We start from the raw sequence: 21,806 nt of genomic DNA, 5'->3' as shown, positions 1-21,806 counted from the left end.
ATTATGAAAACTTTAGGGATATTTGGTTCTTCAGGATTAGCAAGAGAATTTGCCGACATTGCCCATGAAGTAGGCTATGAAACAATATTTTTAATAGATAACTTCGATGCAGTAGACTCGGTCAGTGGATTAGAAATTATTTCTGAAGAAAAATTAAAACAAATAAAACATGAAGAAATTGATTTTTTAATCGGTGTTGGCGAAGCTAATATAAGGGAAAAAATCTATCGAAAGTTTCTAGATTTAAATTATGTTAACTTAATTCATCCTTCAGTAACATTTGGTTATAAACAAAGAGAAAAATTAAAGTATAAAATTGGGAATGTATTTTGTGCAGGGTCTAGGTTTACTAATAATATTAAAATAGGTAATTTTTGTATATTCAACTTAAATGTTACAGTGGGGCACGATTGTATTATTGAAGATTTTGTAACAATATCCCCTGGTGCAAATATCTCGGGAAATGTGAAACTTAGTGAAGGGTGTTATATTGGAACTGGCTCAACAATTCTTCAAGGTAAATCTTTAGGGACTAAATTGATTGTTGGTAAGAATTCAATTGTTGGTGCTGGAGCGGTTGTTGTGAAGAATGTAGCACCTAATACAGTAGTAAAAGGTATTCCTGCGAAATAGAAAGGATAGAAGTTAAATGAGCAAAGTCGTAGGGTGTATTATTGCTAGGACAACTTCAACAAGACTTCCTCATAAAATTCTGAGAAGAGTACTTGAAAAAGAAGTAATACTAGATGTATTAATAGAAAGAATGAAGACTGTATCTTGTATAGATGATATATATATTGCAACTTCTAATGAAAGTGTTGATGATATCTTAGAAGATTTCGCATCAGACCATAAAATAAAAATATATAGAGGATCTGCAGAAAATGTAATCTCAAGAATGATTGAGATTGGTACGCTTGAGAAAGCTACTCATTTAGTACGTATAACAGGAGATAATGTTTTTACAGATCAAAATTTATTAGATTATCAGATTAAGTTGCATTTGGAGCATGAATGGGAGTACTCACGAATTGAAGGGCTACCAGTTGGAAGTACTGCTGAAGTAATAAACATAGAAACTCTAATAGATTGTGCTAGTAGAATTAACCAAAATGAAAGTGAGTATATGATGCTGTATTTATATAACCCAGATTTATATAAAGCAGGAGTCATTTTATATGATGAAAGAAAACAGTTAAATAAATACTCACTAACAGTAGATACCCCAATAGATTTACAGAGAACTCGGGAAATATTATATTATACAAAAAATAAATTTATTTCTACAGAAGGCATTATCGATTGTGTTCTAAAAAATAATATTCAAAATAGTGAAATGTTGGAAGCAACATTTGTAAAATTACCACAAAATAGGCTGATAAGTTATAGCGAATTTCGATATGATATGAATGAAAGATTAAAAAAATGTCAAATAATTAATTTTAACGGGGTTAAATAGATGTCATATTTTCTTTATTCAGAAACAGCATTTCATCATGAAGGAGACATAAATTACTTATTAAAATTAGTAGAGTTGACTAAAAAGGGAAACTTTGAAGGTGTTAAATTTCAAGTTATAGGAGATTTGTCCACATATATGGTCGATAATCATAGCCAATTTGATGCCATTAATAAAATGGTACTAAAGCTAAGTGAATGGACAAAGATTATTCGATTTGCTAAATCACTAGGTTTAAAAGTGATTTTGATGCCGTTGGATATGCTAGCAATAGATTGGGTTATCAAGCATTCAGAATTGGTCGATTTTATAGACATACACTCTGTTTCATTTTATGATCAGCCATTATTACAGAGAATTAAAGATTCTCAAAAACCGATTATTCTCGGGATTGGTGGAAGAACTGAGGATGAAATAGAAGAGGCAGTCGAATTCTTTGGAGAACAATTAAAAATATTAATGCATGGTTTTCAAGCTTTCCCTACAGACTTAATAAATGCTAGACTTTTAAGAATCTCTGCTCTAATAGATAGATATCCAAATATTTTAATCGGTTATGCAGATCATTCACCATATGATAATAGGGATGCGATTAAAGGGATAGAATATGCTTATTTATTAGGTGCACGTGTTTTTGAGAAGCATATCACTCTTGATGAAGGTGTAGAAAGAATAGATTATTCAGCCGCTGTAGGTTTGGATAAGATGCTCATTATTAAAAATCAATTAGAAAAATTAAATATAATTACACTAGATTCGAATGTTTTTAATCTCTTCCCTGATGAAGAAAAATATAGAGAACGGCAAAAAAAACTAGTAGCTAGTAGAAAAATTTTAAAAGGTGAGAAGCTTACACAAACAAATACAGTTTTAAAAGTAATTGAAGAGGAAAGAGATAGTATTTACTTTAATAAATACTTGAATGGAACTTTCTATGCAACAGAGGATATTAAAAAAAATATGCCCATTTTTAAAATACAAATTACTGATTAAGTAATGAAACGGTGGTTTTAAAATATGCTTGATAAATTTATGATAGAAGAAAATTTATGTCTATCATCGGTCGTAGAAAAAATGAATCAAAATGGGCATGGAATGGTTTGTATAGTGGATAATGGAAAGATCTTAAAAGGAATATTTACAGACGGGGATTTTAGAAGAGCGATCATAAATGGTGGCATTTTAACAGATCCTGTTGGAAAATGGATGAATAAGAACTTTATTTCAATCCAAAACAACATACCTCTTGAAGAAGGTAAACGCATTCTCATTACAAATAGGAAGAGGCATTTACCTGTATTATCGGGTAAGAAATTAGTTGATATATTACTCCTTAATGATTTTGAAACTCAAAAAACTCCTGTCGTGTTAATGGTCGGAGGTTTAGGAAGAAGATTATATCCACTTACAAAAGAAATACCTAAACCAATGATTAAAGTTGGGAAAAAGCCAATTCTTGAAGAAATTATTCAAAATTTAGTCAGTCAAGGGTTCACCCAAATAATTTTATCTGTAAATTATAAAAAAGAAATAATTATGGATTATTTTAAGGATGGCAGGGATTTTGGTGCAACTATTGATTACATAGAAGAAGAGATACCTTTAGGAACGGCGGGCTCGCTTTCTTTGATGGATAGTAGTTTATCGAAATGTAGTCAGTTTATCGTTATGAATGGAGATATATTAGCGCAAGTAGATTTTATTGCGTTATTAAAATATCATTTAAATAATAAGGCAAGTATCACTGTTTGTGCTAGGAAGTATATTATAAACGTGCCTTTTGGGGTATTACAACATGAAAACTTACATCTAGAAGGAATTATCGAAAAACCAAGTTATGAGCATCTAGTTAGTTCAGGGATATATGTGATAAATCGAGAAGTACTTCAATTATTGAATGTAAATGAAAAAAAAGATATACCAATGCTAATTAATGACAGTCTTTCGATAGGTAATAAAGTATCTCTATATGAGTTAAGTGGATATTGGTTTGATATCGGAACAATTGAAGAACTTGAGAATGCGAAGAAATACAGGCTATTATGATTATATATGGGAGTGTAATATAAACTGTGTAAGTAAGGAATGCGTACGGTTCCTTACTCACACAGTTTTTTATTTGATAGAATAATAAGTATAAATCTAAAGGAGTGTTTCTTGATGGGGAAATTGAAAAGAGATCCTAACTCCATAGAATTAGCTAACAAGATTATTGAACAGTATCAACCTAAATCTGTAGAGGATATGCAGAATGCATTAAAAGACATATTTGGTCCTATGTTTGAGTCGATGATAAAAGGTGAGTTGAACCATCATTTAGGCTATGAATCAAATGATAAGGGAGAAAAAGAAACAAGCAATAGAAGAAATGGGTATGGGAGAAAATCAGTTAAAACCACTACAGGAGAAGTTGAAATTACTGTACCACGTGATCGTGATGGTTCTTTCGAACCGCAACTTATTCCAAAGCGTAAAAGAGACGTATCCGCGATTGAGGATAAGGTTATTTCTATGTATGCCAGAGGAATGTCCCAGCGAGATATTTCTTCAACTATAGAAGAGATCTATGGTTTCTCCGTGTCTCATGAAATGGTTTCTGATATTACGGATACAGTTCTTCCTGAATTAGAAGAATGGCAAAGTCGTCCGTTAAGCAACTGTTATCCTTTTGTGTTTGTAGATTGTCTTTATACAACGATTCGTAACGACTATGAAGTAAAGAAATACGCTGTCTATACGATTTTAGGTTATACAATGGAAGGCAAGAAGGAGATTCTTGGTCTGTGGTTAAATGAAACGGAAAGCAAGCATAAATGGATGCAAATTTTTGATGAAATCAAATCACGTGGTGTAGAAGATATCTTCTTTATTTCGATGGATGGCGTTAGCGGTTTGGAAGAAGGAGCACGTGCGATTTTCCCTGATTGTTCAACGTTGTATGGTTCACTTGATTCGAAATTCCATAAAGTATATACCGAGTAAAGACTACAAGCCTTTTACATCTGCCTTAAGAAAAGTGTATGGAGCCCCAAGCCTTAAAGCATGTCACAGTGCGTTCGAATCCTTTGAAAAGCAGTGGTCCACATACTCCGGTGCTGTAGACGTGTGGAAACGAAACTTTCATCACGTGGAACAACTATATGATTATGGTAGTAACATACGTAAAATCATGTACACAACCAATGCCGTTGAAAGCATTCACTCAAGCTTTCGGAAAGTGACCAAAAAAGGGGCATTCCCCCATGAGAATGCCCTACTAAAAGTCTTATATTTACGGACAAAAGAATTAGAAAATAAATGGAATGGTGGCCATATTCAACAGTGGGCTATGGTGATGAATCAACTACTCCTTCATGACCATCTCAAAGATCGTGTGTTAAAGTATTTAGAATAACTTACACACTTTAGTTGACAAGCCCTTATATATATGCGACTTTTTTTACTTTTTGAGATTGAAACCAAATAGATACCTTACTTATGGGTATATTTTACAAAATATTTCAAACCACAGAAATCTGTTCTATAAGGAACAGACTCTCTCTTCTTTATCTTACAAAGCCAAATATGAGCTGCTTCCATAAGCCCCTTATATCTGGATTTGTAAGATTTTTCGTTAATTTTTCCATTCGGCTGGATAAAACTATTTAGCCGTCCCATACTTTTTTTCTATGATTAGTTTATACACTTCTTTATAGTACTCCTTAGTGTAATGAAAAGGTGCTAGTCCCCACATATGCTTAGAATCTCCAAATCTGTTTTCAATCCTTACCATCTTTGCTGAAGTGAATTGGTATAATTCATTATAATATTCTTTCAAAATGTTGTTGTTTGCATCAATTTTTTCCTGATTCCGATAATCTTTAAGAACTCCATCCTCAAAATATTGCTTTGCCCAATATGCTTCATGAATAATTATTTTTTCTGATGGAACGATGGAGAGTAGTCGGTTTGCAAAGATATAACAATCTTTTTTCCAATCATCAATTACTTTAACAATACCTGTACCATTAAGTGAACTATCTAAACCTGAATTTATAAACTCAGTAGAGCGTGTAACAATAGAATTACCAACTTGTAAAAGTTCAAAACGCTCATCAATAAGATCAATTAATAAATAATCAAAGTCGGTATTCTGTATATCATAAAAAAAAGTTTTCTCTAAATCTTTAATAACTGTTCGCTTTTGGAAACTAGAAGTTAATTTAACATCATTCTCTTTATAGATTAATGGTTCAGAAACAATACTTCTTAAAGATGTCCTAGCGTAGTAGTCTGAAACATGATAGTCAGTCGAAATGAAACGAAAGATATCTCTAGTTACACAGCTGCCTAGTATAAAATATTTCAACTCTTTATCACACCTCTATCCAAATTACTTCTAAAAGTATACACCATACCAAAAATAATATGTAACATTTATTTTATCCTCTAGGTTTTCCATAGAATAATGAAATAATGGTATAAGGCTAGAACTGAAGTTTTTGTGGAAATAGCCGATAATTCAATTATAAATGTCTTTCCATTATTTATAGTAAAATTGGAATACTAGATATTGAACTTTTCTAAAACTTTTAAAGGCCTAACAATATATTAGGATTATAAGAAATAATTGTTTTAAAATATAGAAAAACTACTGAATAAAAAATCACTTGATGGAATAAGGGATGAATAAAATGAAAAAAGTTATTACTTACGGGACGTTCGACCTATTACATTGGGGACATGTAAGATTATTGGAAAGGGCAAGAGGATTTGGAGATCATTTAACGGTTGCCTTATCTACAGATGATTTTAATAAACTAAAAAGAAAAAAAGCTTACCATTCTTACGAACATAGAAAATATTTACTCGAGTCTTTAAAATATGTAGATAAAGTTATTCCTGAGTGTAACTGGGAACAAAAAATTGCTGATGTGATTAGAGAAGAGATATCAATGTTTGTCATGGGAGATGATTGGAAAGGGGAATTTGACTTTTTAAATCCTTATTGTAAAGTAATTTATCTCCCTAGGACAAAAGAAATATCTTCTTCAAAGATCAAAAAAGATTTGAGTATAAGATAAGGGGATCTAAAATGCACCAAATTGGTATAGCTTGTACAAGTATTTTTCATTATATACATTTTCGGCATATTGCTCAAGAACTCGAAAATAACGGATTTAGCGTAAAGTATATTATTTGTATTCCAATTAATAATTTGAACAAAAGTAGTTATGAGGAACTTTTAAATTTTTTTAAGTGTAAAAATTTGAAACATTGTAAACTTGAACAATTATTAGTGGAAACTGAAAAGTTCGAAGCCATACTCTCTCCTTTTTTTATGCCAGCATTTTCTTTTATTAATCCTAAGATAAAATTAGTAAGAATGTTATATGGATATGCAAAAGATTATTGGAATTATGCTGAATGGAACAAAAAGTTTGACATAGTGCTGAGTTATGGACCTTATGCTGAAAATAAACTACAAAAATATTCAAAGATAATAAATATTGGGCACCCTCGGATAAAGAGCACATATAAAAATCAATTAATTGATTTAAATGGAAAATATTTCCCGCGAGAGTTTGGAAAGCCGATATTACTTTACTGTCCAACTTGGGAAGAATTATCCTCTTTGGATCATTTTATAGAAAATTTATCAATCTTTACTGAAAATTTTGTTGTTGTAGTTAAGCTTCACCATGGAAGTATAATGATAGATAATAATTTTGAACTCAATTCAATAAAAAAATCTAATAATTTATTTATTTTTGATGAGTTTACTGATTTGTTTGATTTGTTGTATCATTGTGATCTTGTTTTAAGTGATTATAGTGGTGCAATTTTCGACGCAATGTTGTTCAGAAAACCAATAATATTGATAGATTCGCTAGATTCCAAAGGAAGCAAAACACAAGAAAGTTTAGATTTATTGATAAGAGAGATACTTCCACATGCACCTACTCCTAATGAAATTGTAGAGTTGCTAAAAAGAGAGTTAAATAATAAAAATCTACCATATGAAAAATTAATAAATGATTTATATAGTTATGTTGATGAACTAGCTCCTAAACGTGCGGTAACAGCGATAAAAACTATTTTAAAGGAAAACTCATCTAGTGAAAAAAAATTACAAAATGATCCTAAGGAAAATATTCGTGAATTTATCAATAATAATATTGGGCAAAAAATAGTAATATGGGGCGCAGGAGAATTAGGAAAAATCGTTTATACTTGGATGAAAAAAGAAGGGTATGATATTGAGTGCTTTTACGACTCAGATACAAACAAGCAGGGAATCAAAATTGACGGTATAGTAGTCAAAGAACCTATATATAAAGGAAAAATAATAATAACAATATCAACATGTAAGGACGAAGTAATAAAAACTTTAAAATCCTTTGGGCTTTCAGAAAATATTGATTTTATCTTTGTTAGCGTAAATTAGATTAAATAAAAACGAGGTGGAAATTAAATGAAAAAGATTGCAATGCTTTCCGATCATCCTGATGGAAGCAATCCTCGTATTTGGAGAACAGCAATAACTATGGCAGAATTAGGTTATGAGGTCAATTTGTTTTGTCAGAAGGAACCTCATGAACAAGAATATGAATACAAAGATGGAGTACATGTCAAAAGGGTTTTTGATTATAAACTAGGGACAACTGTACTGATCGATAAATATTTGATGGCACATTTCCATCTATATGACGCTATCAATCACGAGAATAGCAATTTTGATGTTTTTCATTGTCACGATCCTGAAACTTGGCCGATAGGATATACTTTAGCAAAACTACAAAATGCTAAATGGATTGCAGATAGTCATGAATTTTTTCTGGATTATATAGAAAAGAAATATTATGGGGATGATATAGTAAAATATGAAACCACAGTTCTTTTGTCTAAAAATCGAGGAAGCTATTTTCGCTACGCAGATGGGGTTATAGCTGTCAGTGAAGAAACTTTAGGAGCATTAAGTAGTGAATATCAATTAAATTGTCCTCGTACAGTAATTTTCAATACTCGTTTTGAGACGGACATAATAAAGATAAATAAACAAATACTTAGAAATAAGTTAGGATTGGAAGAAAACATAAAATATATGGTGTTTGCTGGGAATGTTATGCCAGATCGTGGAATTGAAAATATTATAAACCTAGTAAATATAATGCCTAAAAACTATCGACTTATTATTATTGGTGATGGATTATCATCGAACGCTGTGACTAATGATCAGTTAAAAACAAATAAAATAATTTTCTTAGGAAGACAGGAATACCAAACGTTAATAAAATACATCCATGCTAGTGATGCTTACTTTTATTTTCCTGAGCACTATGGTGAAAATCTTATGAAAAACTATTTATATACTATACCTAATAAACTGTTTGATGCTATTTTTTCTCGTATTCCATTTTTTACATTTGATGGATTTGCCTTTTCGAAATATGTAAAGCAATATAATATAGGCGCTGTTTATCCAATTGGTATGAGACAAGAAGAAATCGCTAATGATATTGTAAAAAAAATAGAAAATAATTTTTTTAAAGACGAACATTTTTATAAAGCAGAAGATTTCTATTCTTGGAGAAATCAGAAGAATAAATTAAAAAATTTATACTACAGTGTATTAGAGGGATAAAAAAATTCATGGAGATAGTTAAGAACCCTTTAGTTTCAATAATCATACCAGTTTATAACACAGAAAAATTTATTGAAGAAGCAATAGACAGTGTATTTCGGCAATCATATAAGAATATTGAATTAATAGTTGTAGATGACGCTTCTTCAGATCGATCAAGAGAAATAATAGAAAGGAAATTTATTGAAATAAAAGGAACTATACCTACTTATTATTATTATTTTCAAGAAAATCGTGGTCCATCAGCTGCAAGAAATTTTGGGGTTGAGAAAGCAAAGGGAAAATACATTGCTTTTCTTGATGCTGATGACTTGTATTATTTAGATAAAGTTAAATGCCAAGTAGAGTTTTTAGAACATAATCCAGAAGTAGATATTGTGTATAATGATGTGCAAGTTGTTGATGCTCAACTGAAAAAGTTAAATGTTCTTCAATCGATTGGGAATTTTTCTGACAAAGAAACATTTTTAACAAATCTATTTTTTCGCCAAATAGTTCCTGCACCTGCCAGTATGATGCTCAGAAAAAAATGTTTTGAGCAAGTTCAGTATAATGAAGAACTAATCCATGCTGAAGACTATGATTTTCTAATTAATTTAGCAAAAAACTTCACATTTGGGTATGAAAGTGGTTCATATTATATTTGTAGAAGACATGACAAGAATTTAACAAATAACCATATGAAGCAAGTAACGGCTGAAAAGAAAATTGTTAAGAAAATCGGTATTGACCAAATTAAATGTATTGTCTATTCATCTTCATACCATGAAGATGAACAAGTAATGATGTTGGCGAAAATTTTAATAAAAATAGAGGAATACGAACAAGCTCGAGAGCTATTTCATTCATTAGTCCATATAGATAATCCATATGTCTTTTTTTATTTAGGTAACCTAGCATTTTTGAGGCAGGAATATGAAAATGCTTATAAATATTATGATAATGCAATCGAAATAGACCAAAGTTTGGCTGAAGCTCATAATAATATGGGCTGCTGCTTAATGATGTTAAGGAAATTTAGTTTAGCACATATTTGCTTCGAAAAAGCACTATTTTATCGTTCAAATTATTTAGATGCACACTATAATCTTGAGACATCAAAACATAATGATTTAAATTGTCATTTTACAAGTATAGAACTGCGCAAACAATTATTAAACTATCAAAATTAATAAAGATGGTGATCAGAAAATGCTTGATAATAAGATAATTAGATTAAGAACGATAGAAGAGCAAGACGTTCACTATATTCAAAAATGGCATAATGATTATGAAACGACAAAAAATACAACTTTGACTTCATTCATTCCGCGTAATCTTGAGGAAGAGAAGCGTTGGTACGTTAACAAACTTACTGACTCCAATAGTAGAATCTTTATCATTGAGTATATTCAAACATTATCTCCGATAGGCGTTGTATCATTTTCAAATTTAGATTATCGTAATCAGAAAGCGATGTTATCAATCGTGATGGGAGAGTGTGAATATAGGGGAAAGGGCTTAGCCTCTCAGGCACTACAATTAATAGAAGGATTATTAGTAAATGAGTTTAATATCAGAAAGGTGACTGTACAAATTTTAAGTTTTAATCATCCTTCGTTGTCACTTTTTCGAAAAAATGGTTATGTAGAAGAAGGTTGTCTAAAACAAGAAGTATATCGAAATGGGGAATTTTTTGATTTATTTTTAATGAGCAAATTTTTAAAGTAAATAAGGTGATTTCATGATCTATTCAAAAATTATTCACAATAAAAATTTCCAGGTGATTGATTTTGTAAGAAATTTTGGATTGGTGCAACATTCGATTGAATTGAAACATTTGTATGCAACTATAGGTGAAAAGTTTGAGTTTAAATACATATGCTGTAAATCAGCTTCAAATCAAATTATTGGAGTACTCCCATTTATCCATTATCACTCTTATTTAGGAGATGTAATACATTCAATGCCTTTCGTCGGTTATGGAGGGGCAAGCTTTTTAAATAATGACTTGCGAATTTTGAAATCAATGGTTGATGAATTATACGACTTCGCTAAACAATCCAATGTATTACTTGTCACGATTTGTACACCACCTTTTATAGAGGGGAATATTTACAAAAATATAATGGAACCAGATTTTATATACGAAAATTTTTATCAATATATTGATTTAACAATAGATCCATTTTCGGTTATGACTAGTAAGAATAGAAATAATCTAAAAAGAAATCTAAAAAGGGCTGAGGATAATGGCATTTATTTAAATGAGAATTATGATAAGTCTATACTTGAATTCTGGTATGAGACAATCTATATACCAAGAATGACAGAAACGAACTGCACAATTTATCCATTCCCAGTTTTCAATGAATTACGAAGTAATTTTGGTAGTAATAGGGTTATAATTCAATATGCTTTTCAAAATAATAAAATTATTGGGGCTGGATTCTTTCTAAAACAAATGCAGTCACTGGATAATTTTATGAGGGTGATTGGGACCGAGTATATGGATACAAAGGCTGGTGTATTGCTTGATTATTGGAGTATCCAATATGCAAGAGAAAACGAGCTATTATATTATAACTGGCAGTCATGTGATAAAATCGGCTCTCCAATCTTTAAATATAAGAAAAGTTGGGGAAGTGATCTAGGTTATCATTATTATTTAACAAAAATTATTAACCCAATTAATCAATTAAAAAAAGTACCATTAAATGAAATTAAAAAGGAATATAAAGGTATTTATATTTTGCCATATAATGAATTTGAAATAGTTAGGTAAATAAAATGGGGGGCATTGCTATGATTAATAAAATTAAAGTAATGACGATATTTGGCACCCGACCAGAAGCCATAAAAATGGCACCATTAATTTTGGAGCTTCAAAAATATCCAGAGCAAATTGATTCAATTGTAACTGTGACTGCTCAACATAGGGAAATGCTAGATCAAGTACTTTCAGCATTCAATATTACTCCAGATTATGACTTAAATATTATGAAAGAAAGCCAAACTTTAGTAGATATTACAACAAAAGTGCTAGAAGGTCTTGATAATATAATAAAAAAGGTGAAACCAGACTTAGTACTAGTTCACGGTGACACGAGTACCACTTTTGCAGCAAGTCTAGTGGCATTTTACAATCAGGCTGCAGTAGGACATGTTGAAGCGGGCTTGAGAACAATGAATAAGTTTTCTCCTTATCCTGAAGAAATGAATCGACTATTAACAGGTGTAATAGCCGATTTACATTTCACACCTACTAAAAAATCATGCAACAATCTATTAAAGGAAAACAAAAATATAGAATCTATTTTTATTACTGGGAATACTGCAATTGATGCATTAAAAACGACTATCAAAAGTTCGTACCATCATGAAGTGCTAGAAAAAATCGGTCATGATCGTATGATATTACTGACTGCTCATCGTAGAGAGAATTTAGGTTTACCAATTAGAAATATGTTCAATGCTATAAGAAAATTATTAGAAGTAAATAAAGATGTTCAAGTTGTCTATCCGGTTCATTTAAACCCGGTTGTACAAGAAGCTGCTATTGAAATATTAGGTAATAATCCTAGGATTCATTTAATAGAGCCTTTAGGTGTAGTAGATTTCCACAATTTTATTGCAAAGTCTTATTTAATACTAACTGATTCCGGAGGAGTGCAAGAGGAAGCTCCATCACTTGGAAAACCAGTATTAGTTTTGCGAGATACAACCGAAAGACCAGAAGGAGTCGAAGCAGGTACACTGAAGCTAGCAGGTACTGATGAAGAAACAATTTTTCAATTAGCAAATGAGTTGCTTAATGATCGAAAAAAATATTTATCAATGGCTAGAGCCTCCAATCCTTACGGAGATGGATTTGCATCAAATAGAATTGTAAAAGCGATTCTTTACTTTTTTAGAGTTGTAGATAAACCTCCATTGTCTTTTGAATGAAGTTTAAAAAAGTAACACTTTTCATTCGCTTTTTCCTGAAATCAGGAAAATAATTAGAAAAGAATATTAATACATTGGAGTTGTTTAAATGAAACCCATTCTAATAATCCAAGCTCGCATCGGTTCCTCTCGCCTTCGAGGAAAGATTTTGAAGGCACTTGGGAATGCAGATGTATTAACATATGTTGTTGAGCGCTGTAGAAAGATTGTTGATGTCGATGAAGTTATTGTCGCAACTTCGTCATCGCCTCAGGATGATGTTGTTGAGGAATGGTGCAAGGAGAGAAGTGTTGCTTATTATCGAGGTTCTGAAGAGGATGTACTTGACCGTTATGTACAGGCGGCAAAGCCTTTTCATGCTGATTACGTTATTCGTGTAACGGCAGATTGTCCTTTTGTTGATTACGAGCTGGCTAGCGAGATGATTTCAATGATGAAAATGGTTCCAGCTGATTTTATGAAAATCGATGGGGCACTTCCAAGAGGACTTGCTGTAGAACTTTTTACGCGAGAGGCTTTATTAAAAATTGCTGAGCGTGGACATGAGTCACGTCATCTTGAGCATGTCACGTATTATGCCTATGAATACCCAACGGAATTTTCATGGTCAACAATTAAAGCAAGTGCAGCAATTACTTTTCCGGAGCTACGGATAACATTAGACACTGTAGAGGATTACGATCTATGTAAGAAAATTGCCGATCATTTTGTAGGTGATCTATTTATTACAAGTCGTGAAGTGGTGCGTTTTTTACTTGATAATCCTAAGATTGCTGCTATTAATGCCCATATTGAGCAGAAGCCAGTAGAATAGTTAGTATGTTGTTAGCTGTTTACTGTTTTTGCAAAAATCATTATATCATGGATAATCTCCTTCTACTCACTTTCGGTTATAATAGGCGTAGGAGGAGTTTTTCGTTAAAAAAACATTTACTAGTGGGTTAGGATGTGCCACATTATGAATATTATTTTTAGAGTTGATGCCTCAACGGAAATAGGTACAGGCCATGTTATGCGTTGTATTACGCTCGCCCATTTTCTAAAGGAAAAAGGGGCTGAGATTTCCTTTATTTGTACTGAGGTAAGTGGAAATTTAATTGAATATATTCGAGAGAAGGAGTTTAATGTTTATCCAATTCTCGAATTTAGTGACTTTATAGAGGATGCAGAATTGACAATTGCTATTTTACAAAAAAATAAAGTTGACTTGGTCATAGTTGATCACTACAAAATTGATGCACGATGGGAAAGGGCAATAAAAGAATCAATTAATCAGATAAAACTTCTAATCGTTGATGATTTGGCAAATAGAGAACATGATTGTGATGTGCTTCTAGATCAAAACTATTTTAAAGAATTTGAAAACCGCTATAATGCTTTAGTTCCAGTTCATTGCAAAAAACTTCTTGGACCGAAATATCTTTTACTACGACCGGAGTTTTATAAAACGAGCAAAGTTGAAAATGATTTGACAGAAAGAATGGATATTCTCATTTTCTATGGCGGATCAGATCCAACAAATGAAACAATGAAAGCATTAAAAGCTCTTGACTACATCGATACTTCGAAACTGAATATTCATGTTGTTGTTGGCTTATCGAATGTAAATCATCAGCATATAGAAAAAATTTGTCAAAAAAACAATTATCATTTTTACATACAGATCGATTATCTTGCCCAACTTATGGCACGTGCAGATTTAGCTCTTGGGGCAGGCGGTGTAACAATGTGGGAGCGTTGTTTTCTCGGATTGCCATCAATTGTCACTATCGTAGCTGATAATCAATTGGGTTCAACAGAAGCTGCTGCTGAGTTTGGAGCCGTTTGGAATATGGGCTGGCATGAGCATGTAAATATAGCGAAACTTGTCGATATTATGAATGGAGCATTAGCACACCCTGAAAAATTGGCGGAAATTGGACAGAAAGCAAAGCTGTTAATGCAATCTGAGGAAAAGCTGCAAACACATCCTGTTGTAGAAGCAATTATGGAGGTTTTAACATGACAATGAACACGGTTAATATTGCAGGGAGGCTAATCGGCCAAAATCATAAGCCGTTTATTATCGCAGAAATGTCTGGCAACCACAATCAGTCATTGGAGCGAGCATTGCAAATTGTAGAAGCTGCGGCTAAAGCAGGAGTAGACGCATTAAAGCTACAAACATATACCGCTGATACAATGACTTTAAATATAAATGAAGGCGAGTTTTTTATTAATAATCCTGACAGTCTTTGGAAGGGTCAATCATACTATGAACTTTATCAAGAGGCATATACGCCTTGGGAATGGCATGAACCGATTTTTAAAAGATGTAAGGAACTTGGATTAATTGCGTTTAGTTCCCCATTTGATGAAACAGCGATTGATTTTTTAGAAAGTCTTGATGTTCCTTGCTATAAGATTGCATCTTTTGAGAATACAGATATTCCTTTGATTGAGAAAGCAGCGTCAACAGGCAAGCCATTAATTATTTCAACTGGGATGGCATCTGTTGCAGAATTGGATGAGACGATTAGAGCGGCAAGGAATGCGGGCTGCAAGGATATTATTCTCTTAAAATGTACGAGCACTTATCCAGCTTCTCCAGAGAATACAAATCTACTAACATTGCCACATATGCGTGATATGTTCCAATGTGAGGTGGGCTTGTCTGATCATACGATGGGAACTGGGGTTAGTGTAGCAAGTGTTGTTTTAGGTGCAACCGTAATTGAAAAACATTTTACATTATCAAGAGCAGAAGGGGGTACGGATGCTGCTTTTTCGATGGAGCCTGACGAAATGAAAGCTCTTGTTGTAGAAACAGAAAGAGCATGGCAAAGTTTAGGGAAAATTAGCTACGGCCCAACGAAAGCGGAACTTCCTTCATTAAAAGACCGGAGATCTTTATATGTTGCTGAAGATATTAAAGCAGGTGAAGCTTTCACGAAGGAAAACATTCGGGCAATCCGGCCGGGCTTTGGTTTGCCTCCTAAACATCTGAAAAGTGTTTTAGGAAAGGTTGCAAAAAAAGAAATTAAAAAAGGTACTCCATTATCTTGGGAGTTATTATAGATTATTAAACCTTAATGGGTAGGTGCACAATGAATATATTATTAACAGGTGGAGCAGGCTTCATAGGTCGTGCTGTTGCAAAAAGACTGCTTTCAGATGGACATAAGGTTTGGATATTAGATGATCTATCAAATGGCAGAGAAGAGAATATCGCAGAGTTTAGGATGGGGCTTCAAGACTTTATAATAGGTGATATAAAGGATGAAACTTTGCTAGAAAAGCAGTTTGAACATACAAGATTTGATATTTGCTATCATTTAGGTGCTTCTATCAATGTTCAAGATTCAATAGATGATCCTAGAACAACCTTTAATAATGATACGCTTGGGACATTTTATCTTCTTGAACAATGTCGCAAGCATAATGTGAAGGTCGTTTTTATGAGTACATGTATGGTTTATGATCGCTGTACGGATGAAACAGGGATTACGGAGTTACATCCAATTAAACCAGCATCCCCTTATGCAGGTTCGAAAATTGCTGCAGAAAATATGGTTTTATCTTACTACTATGCTTATGGCCTACCAACCGTTGTCATCCGTCCGTTTAATACGTATGGTCCATATCAAAAAACAGGTGGAGAAGGCGGAGTCGTTGCCATTTTTATTAAAAATAAACTTGCGGGTAAAGATTTAAACATTTATGGTGATGGTACTCAAACACGCGATCTTCTATTCGTAGATGATTGTGCAAGCTTTGTTGTGCAAGCTGGTTATTCTGATCAAGTGAACGGTGAAATTGTAAACGCAGGGTTAGGGCGAGATATTTCTGTTAATGATTTAGCGAATCTTATTGTTGGCGATCAAAAGCGAATTAAGCATGTGGAGCATATACATCCACAAAGTGAAATTCAAAAACTATTATGCAATTATGATAAGGCGAAACGTCTTTTAGGTTGGGAGCCAAAGGTAACTTTGGAGGAGGGTATTAGTAGAACGGAAGAATGGATTAAAACGAGTCACCTCATATAATGGAAGCGTTCTGATATATGACGAGTTGTATATTTCTAAAGTGGACGAAATCTGACGAAATGAAATTAAAGCCTCCAGAAGAATGCATTAGATTTTTGGGAGAAATGATCAATTTGTTCATTGAAAATCTGGGTGCAAATTCTCTATGGTGAATCGGATAACATGACTTTTTGGAGGGAACATCATGACACTAGCGATTTTAGGCGGAAAACCAGTACGTGATACATATATATCATATGGCCAGCAATGGATTGATGAAGAAGATATTCAAGCTGTTGTTGAAACTTTGAAAAGTCCCTTTATTACGCAAGGTTCAACAATTGATGAATTTGAAGGATCGATAGCCAAATTTGTCGGTGCAAAGCATGCGGTGGCATTTGCGAATGGAACAGCTGCATTGCATGGAGCGGCCTTTGCTGCAGGGATTAGCAGTGGTGACGAAGTTATTACGTCTCCTATTACGTTTGCTGCAAGTGGGAATTGTATTTTATATTGTGGTGGAACACCTGTATTTGCTGATATTCATGCTGAAACGTACAATATTGATCCAGAAGAGATTAAGAAAGCCATAACATCTAAGACGAAAGCTATTATTCCAGTTGATTTTACTGGTCAGCCGGCTGATATGGAGGAAATTCGCAAAATTGCTGATAAACATCATTTAGTCATCATTGAAGATGCTGCTCATTCTTTAGGGGCTACTTTCAACGGGAAAAGGATTGGAACGCAAGCACATATGACGATGTTCAGTTTTCACCCTGTCAAACATATTACGACCGCAGAAGGTGGAATGATCGTTACAGATTCAGATGAATATGCAGAAAAGCTGCGCTTATTTCGCTCCCATGGGATCACACATGAGCATTTATCAAAAGATGAAGGGCCATGGTATCATGAGATGGTGACTCTAGGGTATAACTATCGGATAACTGATTTGCAAGCATCATTAGGCATTTCACAGATGAAGAAATTAGAGGGCTTCATTAAGAAAAGAAGAGAAATTGCACAATATTATAATCAAGCATTCTCTGACTTAGAAGGTGTGAAAATCCCTTCTCAGCTTATAACTACAGATTCAAGCTGGCATCTTTATTCCCTGTCATTAGAGCTAGACAAGCTTAATGTCGGCAGAAGAGAGATTTTCGAGGCTCTGCGTGCAGAAAACATCGGAGTCCAAGTTCATTACATTCCTGTTTATCTGCATCCATACTATCAAAATCTAGGTTATAAAAAAGGTTTATGTTCCATTGCGGAAAGTTGGTATGAAGCTGCGATAACGATTCCTCTCTTTCCAAAGATGAGTAATGATGATGTTGAATCCGTAGTGGCCGGTGTTAAAAAGGTGATAGAATTTTATTTAAAGTGAGTTTTGGGACAAAATCTATTAATATCATCTTCGGTGAAATATTAAAGACGTTCCCTTAATTTTGAGGAATTGAAAAGGTGAATATCTATGGCAAAAGATTACGAGCTTATGTGGCCGGGACATCCAAATATATATAACAATGGTAGTAATAGAGAACTAAGCTTTATTTTTCTGAACAATAGTAAAAATAGAATAATAAGTTAACTTTTCTCAAAAGGAAGGGAGTTTTTTAAAAACTCCCTTCCTTTTATTTAACATCTTTCCATATCTAGCCGATATAAACATTAGGATATCTATTGGTATAGGGAGTTGTTCATGATGAAAGTTGAAGGTTTGTCTACTTCTACTCGTTCCGCAGGTTATGTTTCAAGTTCGATTCACGCGGACGTAAACAAAATAGAAGGAGCAACAATTAAAGAACAACAAGATAAGCAGCTAAGTGCACAAAACAATAATGAAAAGAAAAAAGAATTAACGAAAGAAGAAGCCGAGCACGTTGTGAACGGCATGAATGAATTTTTAAAACCAAAGTTTACATCGTTAAAGTTCAAAATGCACGAGGAATTGGAACGCTACTATGTTGAAGTCGTTGACCAAGATACACAAAAAGTGGTTAGGGAAATTCCCTCTAAAGAGTTATTAGATATGTATGCAAAAATGACAGAGTTTTTAGGATTGTTTATTGACAAGAAGCTATAAGTGAGGAGTGTTTAAATAATGGAATCAATTCGTTTTACAGGTTTGGCTAGTGGTATGAATACGCAAGAGATCGTTGATTCGATGATGAGAGCAGAGCGAATGCCGTTAGATCGAGTTAAACAACAAAAGCAAGTATTGGAATGGCAGCGTGACGATTTTCGAGACATGAATAAATTGCTAAAAGAATTTCATGATTTTATTTTTGATGGAATTTATCGTCAATCAAAAATGTTGACAAGAGCGGTGACAAGCTCCAACTCAGACTTTGTGTCTGCAACAGCTGGGGCTGATGCTGGGAATGTATCGTATGATATTAAAAATGTGCAGCTGGCAACAGCTGCAAGAGTACAAAGTACAAATGTGATTAGCAATGATAAAGGAAAAATTGATCCAACAAAGAGTTTATGGTCACAAAGAGATAAATTGACTGGTTTAGATTTTAAACAAAGTGAAGAATTAGTAAATAAATTCACAGTCCCAAAAGGTGGAACTACTGAGTTTCAATTAACTTTAGGAGCCATTTCCGATTTACCTTCGACGATTACTGTTGATGGTAAGGATTACACTGTTCGAGTAGGCAATGCAAAGCCTGAAGATCTTCAAGCTAATGAAGTATTCATTAACGATGAAACTGGAAGAGTTTCTTTTGGAGAAAAATTAGAAGAAGAGAAGACTTTCGATATATCCTTTAAGCAAAATTATTTAGAATTTAATATTGAAACATATAACGAAGATGGTTCTGTAAATAAACGTGAATCTAATTTTAAATATTCAGCTACAACATCTTTAAATAGTGTATTTAACGAAATAAATAAATCGAATGTTGGCGTTAACATGTTTTATGATAGCGGCTCTGATAGAGTTGTTGCCCAGCGTAAAGAAACTGGAGAACTAGTGAAAGATAATAAGTCCATTAACTTTACGGGAGATTCGGCTTCATTTTTCACGGATGTTTTACAACTATCAGCACAAAGCCATGGAACAGATGCTAAATTTACGATTAACGGTCTAGAAACAACTCGTAAATCCAACACCTTCACAATGAATGATGTAACATTTATACTAAAAAAGAATTCAGTTGGTGATGAATCCTCCTCTATTAACGTCAAAACTGACACAGAGGCAATCTATAAAACAATTAAAGAGTTCGTTGACAAATATAATGAGGTTATTGGAAAAATAAATGGAAAATTAACAGAAGAGCGCTACCGTGCATTTTCACCTTTAACGGATGAGCAAAAAGCGGCAATGAATGAGAAAGACATTGATAAGTGGGAGGAAAAAGCGAAGAGTGGCTTACTTCGCCGTGATTCACTTTTATCTTCCGGTCTTTCAAAAATGCGGACAGACCTATATGCCGAAGTAACCGCCAATGAAAGAACGTTAACAGATAATAAATACAACCAGTTAACGGAAATTGGGATTAAAACGACAAAAGATTATCTCGAACGCGGTAAATTAGAAATTGATGAAACGAAATTAAAAGCAGCAATAGAGGATAATCCTGATGCTGTATACCAGCTGTTTATGGCAGAGGGATCTGACAAGCATAGTGAAAAAGGGCTTGCCCGTAGACTTCGTGATTCGATTTCTGATACAATGAAGAAAATAGAAGAAAAAGCTGGTAATACATTCAAAACCGAACATAACTATTCAATGGGTAAAGATATATTAAGAATGAATAGCAGTATTGCTGCTTGGGAAGAGCGCTTAAAACAGAAGGAAGCACGCTATTGGAATCAATTTAACTCAATGGAAAAAGCAATGCAACAGCTAAATAACCAATCTAGTCAGCTTTTGGCGCAATTAGGACTGGGTAATCAAAAATAATTCACTCTGATTTAGTTCATACAACACAGCCATGCGTAAAAAAATGAAAAAGGGTGAAAACATTGGTAGCGAATAAACCATATCAAGCTTATAAGCAAAATTCGGTCAATACGGCTTCACCAGGAGAGTTAACGGTACTGCTTTTTAATGGCTGTTTAAAATTTATTAAGCTTGCAAAAATGGCGATCGATGAAAATAATGTAGAGCAGCGTAATACGAATCTCATAAAAGCACAAGATATTATTCAAGAATTAATGGTTACATTAGATATGAAGGTTGAGCTTTCCACTAGCCTTTTACAAATGTATGATTACTTGTATCGAAGATTAATTGAGGCGAATACGAAGAACAGTGTGGATATTCTAAATGAAGTTGAAGGGTATGTCGTTGAATTCCGTGATACTTGGAAGCAGGCTGTTCAATTGGCTAAAAAGCCACAGTTAGTTGAAAGCGGACAAGCTTAATGGAAAATTTAGTAGCTTTTATTAAGAAAACGAAGGATCTACTAGCCCATTTGCAATCTGAATTTTCAACAGATGAGAGAGAAGCCTATATTGAAAAAGTCCAGCAACTGCTTGATGAAAGAGGGCAGCTGCTTAGTCATATGCCAGATTTGCATTCACTCAAAGATAGTTCAAAAGATGAGCTCATTAAGCTTGAGACGAAAATTCAGTCGCTATTGGAAAATCGGCAAAATGAAATAAAAAAAGATTTGCAGATTCTTCAATTACAGAAGAAGAAAACAAGTAAATATGTGGATCCTTATGGTGACATATCCTTTGATGGAATGTATTTAGATAAGAAAAAGTAGAACTCTTGTGTTGTCTGATATATTCATGATAATGGGATTATTCTAAGACGGACAAGTGTAAA

At 33.3% G+C, this 21,806-nt stretch carries 21 protein-coding genes and 1 pseudogene; 21 read left to right on the top strand and 1 reads right to left on the bottom strand.

The window, feature by feature from the left end:
* Positions 1-3 precede the first annotated feature (3 nt).
* The 5 genes and pseudogenes from KDN24_RS24125 (at position 4) to KDN24_RS24105 (ending at position 4,853) form a co-directional block, all read left to right on the top strand.
* Positions 4-633: an acetyltransferase gene (locus KDN24_RS24125; protein ID WP_409973298.1), complete on the top strand. Its 630-nt coding sequence runs from the start codon at positions 4-6 to the stop codon at positions 631-633.
* Positions 634-649: 16 nt separating this feature from the next.
* A complete protein-coding gene (locus tag KDN24_RS24120; protein ID WP_409973299.1) occupies positions 650-1,459 on the top strand; it encodes a cytidylyltransferase domain-containing protein in 810 nt (269 codons plus the stop codon).
* The gene (locus KDN24_RS24115; protein ID WP_409973300.1) at positions 1,460-2,452 is read left to right on the top strand and encodes an N-acetylneuraminate synthase family protein; all 993 of its coding nucleotides are present in this window, start codon (positions 1,460-1,462) and stop codon (positions 2,450-2,452) included.
* Between the two features lie 24 nt (positions 2,453-2,476).
* Positions 2,477-3,505 carry a sugar phosphate nucleotidyltransferase gene (locus tag KDN24_RS24110; protein WP_409973301.1) on the top strand — a complete coding sequence of 343 codons (1,029 nt, stop codon included), beginning with the start codon at positions 2,477-2,479 and terminating at the stop codon, positions 3,503-3,505.
* Between the two features lie 114 nt (positions 3,506-3,619).
* Positions 3,620-4,853 (top strand): annotated as a pseudogene (locus KDN24_RS24105) (IS256 family transposase).
* 246 nt (positions 4,854-5,099) lie between these two features.
* On the opposite strand, the gene KDN24_RS24100 reads toward KDN24_RS24105, so the two are convergent.
* Positions 5,100-5,807, bottom strand: coding sequence for a DUF6270 domain-containing protein (locus KDN24_RS24100; RefSeq protein WP_409973302.1), 708 nt, complete (start codon positions 5,805-5,807; stop codon positions 5,100-5,102).
* A gap of 325 nt (positions 5,808-6,132) precedes the next feature.
* Between KDN24_RS24100 and tagD the strand changes: the two genes are divergently transcribed.
* The 16 genes from tagD (at position 6,133) to fliT (ending at position 21,744) form a co-directional block, all read left to right on the top strand.
* The gene (tagD, locus tag KDN24_RS24095; protein WP_409973303.1) at positions 6,133-6,522 is read left to right on the top strand and encodes a glycerol-3-phosphate cytidylyltransferase; all 390 of its coding nucleotides are present in this window, start codon (positions 6,133-6,135) and stop codon (positions 6,520-6,522) included.
* 11 nt (positions 6,523-6,533) lie between these two features.
* On the top strand, positions 6,534-7,886 hold the full coding sequence (locus tag KDN24_RS24090; RefSeq protein ID WP_409973304.1) for a CDP-glycerol glycerophosphotransferase family protein: 1,353 nt from the start codon (positions 6,534-6,536) through the stop codon (positions 7,884-7,886).
* Positions 7,887-7,913: 27 nt separating this feature from the next.
* A complete protein-coding gene (locus KDN24_RS24085; RefSeq protein ID WP_409973305.1) occupies positions 7,914-9,083 on the top strand; it encodes a glycosyltransferase in 1,170 nt (389 codons plus the stop codon).
* Between the two features lie 8 nt (positions 9,084-9,091).
* Positions 9,092-10,255, top strand: a complete 1,164-nt coding sequence (locus KDN24_RS24080; RefSeq protein WP_409973306.1) for a glycosyltransferase family 2 protein — start codon at positions 9,092-9,094, stop codon at positions 10,253-10,255.
* A gap of 19 nt (positions 10,256-10,274) precedes the next feature.
* The gene (locus KDN24_RS24075) at positions 10,275-10,793 is read left to right on the top strand and encodes a GNAT family N-acetyltransferase (protein WP_409973307.1); all 519 of its coding nucleotides are present in this window, start codon (positions 10,275-10,277) and stop codon (positions 10,791-10,793) included.
* Positions 10,794-10,806: 13 nt separating this feature from the next.
* A complete protein-coding gene (locus KDN24_RS24070; RefSeq protein WP_409973308.1) occupies positions 10,807-11,847 on the top strand; it encodes a GNAT family N-acetyltransferase in 1,041 nt (346 codons plus the stop codon).
* Positions 11,848-11,867: 20 nt separating this feature from the next.
* Complete coding sequence (gene wecB / locus KDN24_RS24065; RefSeq protein WP_409973309.1) at positions 11,868-13,010, top strand: non-hydrolyzing UDP-N-acetylglucosamine 2-epimerase; 1,143 nt, start codon at positions 11,868-11,870, stop codon at positions 13,008-13,010.
* An 88-nt stretch (positions 13,011-13,098) separates the two neighbouring features.
* Positions 13,099-13,824, top strand: coding sequence for a cytidylyltransferase domain-containing protein (locus KDN24_RS24060; protein WP_409973310.1), 726 nt, complete (start codon positions 13,099-13,101; stop codon positions 13,822-13,824).
* A gap of 144 nt (positions 13,825-13,968) precedes the next feature.
* Positions 13,969-15,015 (top strand): UDP-2,4-diacetamido-2,4,6-trideoxy-beta-L-altropyranose hydrolase, encoded by a 1,047-nt coding sequence (gene pseG, locus KDN24_RS24055; protein ID WP_409973311.1) that lies wholly within the window; start codon positions 13,969-13,971, stop codon positions 15,013-15,015.
* 2 nt (positions 15,016-15,017) lie between these two features.
* The gene (gene pseI, locus KDN24_RS24050) at positions 15,018-16,067 is read left to right on the top strand and encodes a pseudaminic acid synthase (RefSeq protein WP_409973460.1); all 1,050 of its coding nucleotides are present in this window, start codon (positions 15,018-15,020) and stop codon (positions 16,065-16,067) included.
* Positions 16,068-16,096: 29 nt separating this feature from the next.
* Positions 16,097-17,038 carry a GDP-mannose 4,6-dehydratase gene (locus KDN24_RS24045; RefSeq protein ID WP_409973312.1) on the top strand — a complete coding sequence of 314 codons (942 nt, stop codon included), beginning with the start codon at positions 16,097-16,099 and terminating at the stop codon, positions 17,036-17,038.
* 184 nt (positions 17,039-17,222) lie between these two features.
* Positions 17,223-18,404, top strand: coding sequence for a UDP-4-amino-4,6-dideoxy-N-acetyl-beta-L-altrosamine transaminase (gene pseC / locus KDN24_RS24040; RefSeq protein WP_409973313.1), 1,182 nt, complete (start codon positions 17,223-17,225; stop codon positions 18,402-18,404).
* A gap of 315 nt (positions 18,405-18,719) precedes the next feature.
* Positions 18,720-19,103, top strand: a complete 384-nt coding sequence (gene flaG / locus KDN24_RS24035) for a flagellar protein FlaG (protein ID WP_409973314.1) — start codon at positions 18,720-18,722, stop codon at positions 19,101-19,103.
* 18 nt (positions 19,104-19,121) lie between these two features.
* Positions 19,122-20,933: a flagellar hook-associated protein 2 gene (locus KDN24_RS24030; protein ID WP_409973315.1), complete on the top strand. Its 1,812-nt coding sequence runs from the start codon at positions 19,122-19,124 to the stop codon at positions 20,931-20,933.
* A 62-nt stretch (positions 20,934-20,995) separates the two neighbouring features.
* Positions 20,996-21,397: a flagellar export chaperone FliS gene (gene fliS, locus KDN24_RS24025; protein ID WP_409973316.1), complete on the top strand. Its 402-nt coding sequence runs from the start codon at positions 20,996-20,998 to the stop codon at positions 21,395-21,397.
* The gene (gene fliT / locus KDN24_RS24020; RefSeq protein ID WP_409973317.1) at positions 21,397-21,744 is read left to right on the top strand and encodes a flagellar protein FliT; all 348 of its coding nucleotides are present in this window, start codon (positions 21,397-21,399) and stop codon (positions 21,742-21,744) included. Before fliS ends, fliT begins: the two co-directional genes overlap by 1 nt.
* The last annotated feature ends 62 nt before the right edge of the window (positions 21,745-21,806 follow it).

This window comes from Cytobacillus sp. Bva_UNVM-123, assembly GCF_046351715.2.
Classification (GTDB): domain Bacteria; phylum Bacillota; class Bacilli; order Bacillales; family Cytobacillaceae; genus Cytobacillus.
This window is presented reverse-complemented; position numbering and strand designations above follow the sequence as displayed.

Bases quoted from the DNA above. Each gene is read 5' to 3' on its own strand.
- KDN24_RS24125 (WP_409973298.1), top strand. From the start codon at position 4: ATGAAAACTTTAGGGATATTTGGTTCTTCAGGATTAGCAAGAGAATTT.
- KDN24_RS24120 (WP_409973299.1), top strand. From the start codon at position 650: ATGAGCAAAGTCGTAGGGTGTATTATTGCTAGGACAACTTCAACAAGA.
- KDN24_RS24115 (WP_409973300.1), top strand. From the start codon at position 1,460: ATGTCATATTTTCTTTATTCAGAAACAGCATTTCATCATGAAGGAGAC.
- KDN24_RS24110 (WP_409973301.1), top strand. From the start codon at position 2,477: ATGCTTGATAAATTTATGATAGAAGAAAATTTATGTCTATCATCGGTC.
- tagD (WP_409973303.1), top strand. From the start codon at position 6,133: ATGAAAAAAGTTATTACTTACGGGACGTTCGACCTATTACATTGGGGA.
- KDN24_RS24090 (WP_409973304.1), top strand. From the start codon at position 6,534: ATGCACCAAATTGGTATAGCTTGTACAAGTATTTTTCATTATATACAT.
- KDN24_RS24085 (WP_409973305.1), top strand. From the start codon at position 7,914: ATGAAAAAGATTGCAATGCTTTCCGATCATCCTGATGGAAGCAATCCT.
- KDN24_RS24080 (WP_409973306.1), top strand. From the start codon at position 9,092: ATGGAGATAGTTAAGAACCCTTTAGTTTCAATAATCATACCAGTTTAT.
- KDN24_RS24075 (WP_409973307.1), top strand. From the start codon at position 10,275: ATGCTTGATAATAAGATAATTAGATTAAGAACGATAGAAGAGCAAGAC.
- KDN24_RS24070 (WP_409973308.1), top strand. From the start codon at position 10,807: ATGATCTATTCAAAAATTATTCACAATAAAAATTTCCAGGTGATTGAT.
- wecB (WP_409973309.1), top strand. From the start codon at position 11,868: ATGATTAATAAAATTAAAGTAATGACGATATTTGGCACCCGACCAGAA.
- KDN24_RS24060 (WP_409973310.1), top strand. From the start codon at position 13,099: ATGAAACCCATTCTAATAATCCAAGCTCGCATCGGTTCCTCTCGCCTT.
- pseG (WP_409973311.1), top strand. From the start codon at position 13,969: ATGAATATTATTTTTAGAGTTGATGCCTCAACGGAAATAGGTACAGGC.
- pseI (WP_409973460.1), top strand. From the start codon at position 15,018: ATGAACACGGTTAATATTGCAGGGAGGCTAATCGGCCAAAATCATAAG.
- KDN24_RS24045 (WP_409973312.1), top strand. From the start codon at position 16,097: ATGAATATATTATTAACAGGTGGAGCAGGCTTCATAGGTCGTGCTGTT.
- pseC (WP_409973313.1), top strand. From the start codon at position 17,223: ATGACACTAGCGATTTTAGGCGGAAAACCAGTACGTGATACATATATA.
- flaG (WP_409973314.1), top strand. From the start codon at position 18,720: ATGATGAAAGTTGAAGGTTTGTCTACTTCTACTCGTTCCGCAGGTTAT.
- KDN24_RS24030 (WP_409973315.1), top strand. From the start codon at position 19,122: ATGGAATCAATTCGTTTTACAGGTTTGGCTAGTGGTATGAATACGCAA.
- fliT (WP_409973317.1), top strand. From the start codon at position 21,397: ATGGAAAATTTAGTAGCTTTTATTAAGAAAACGAAGGATCTACTAGCC.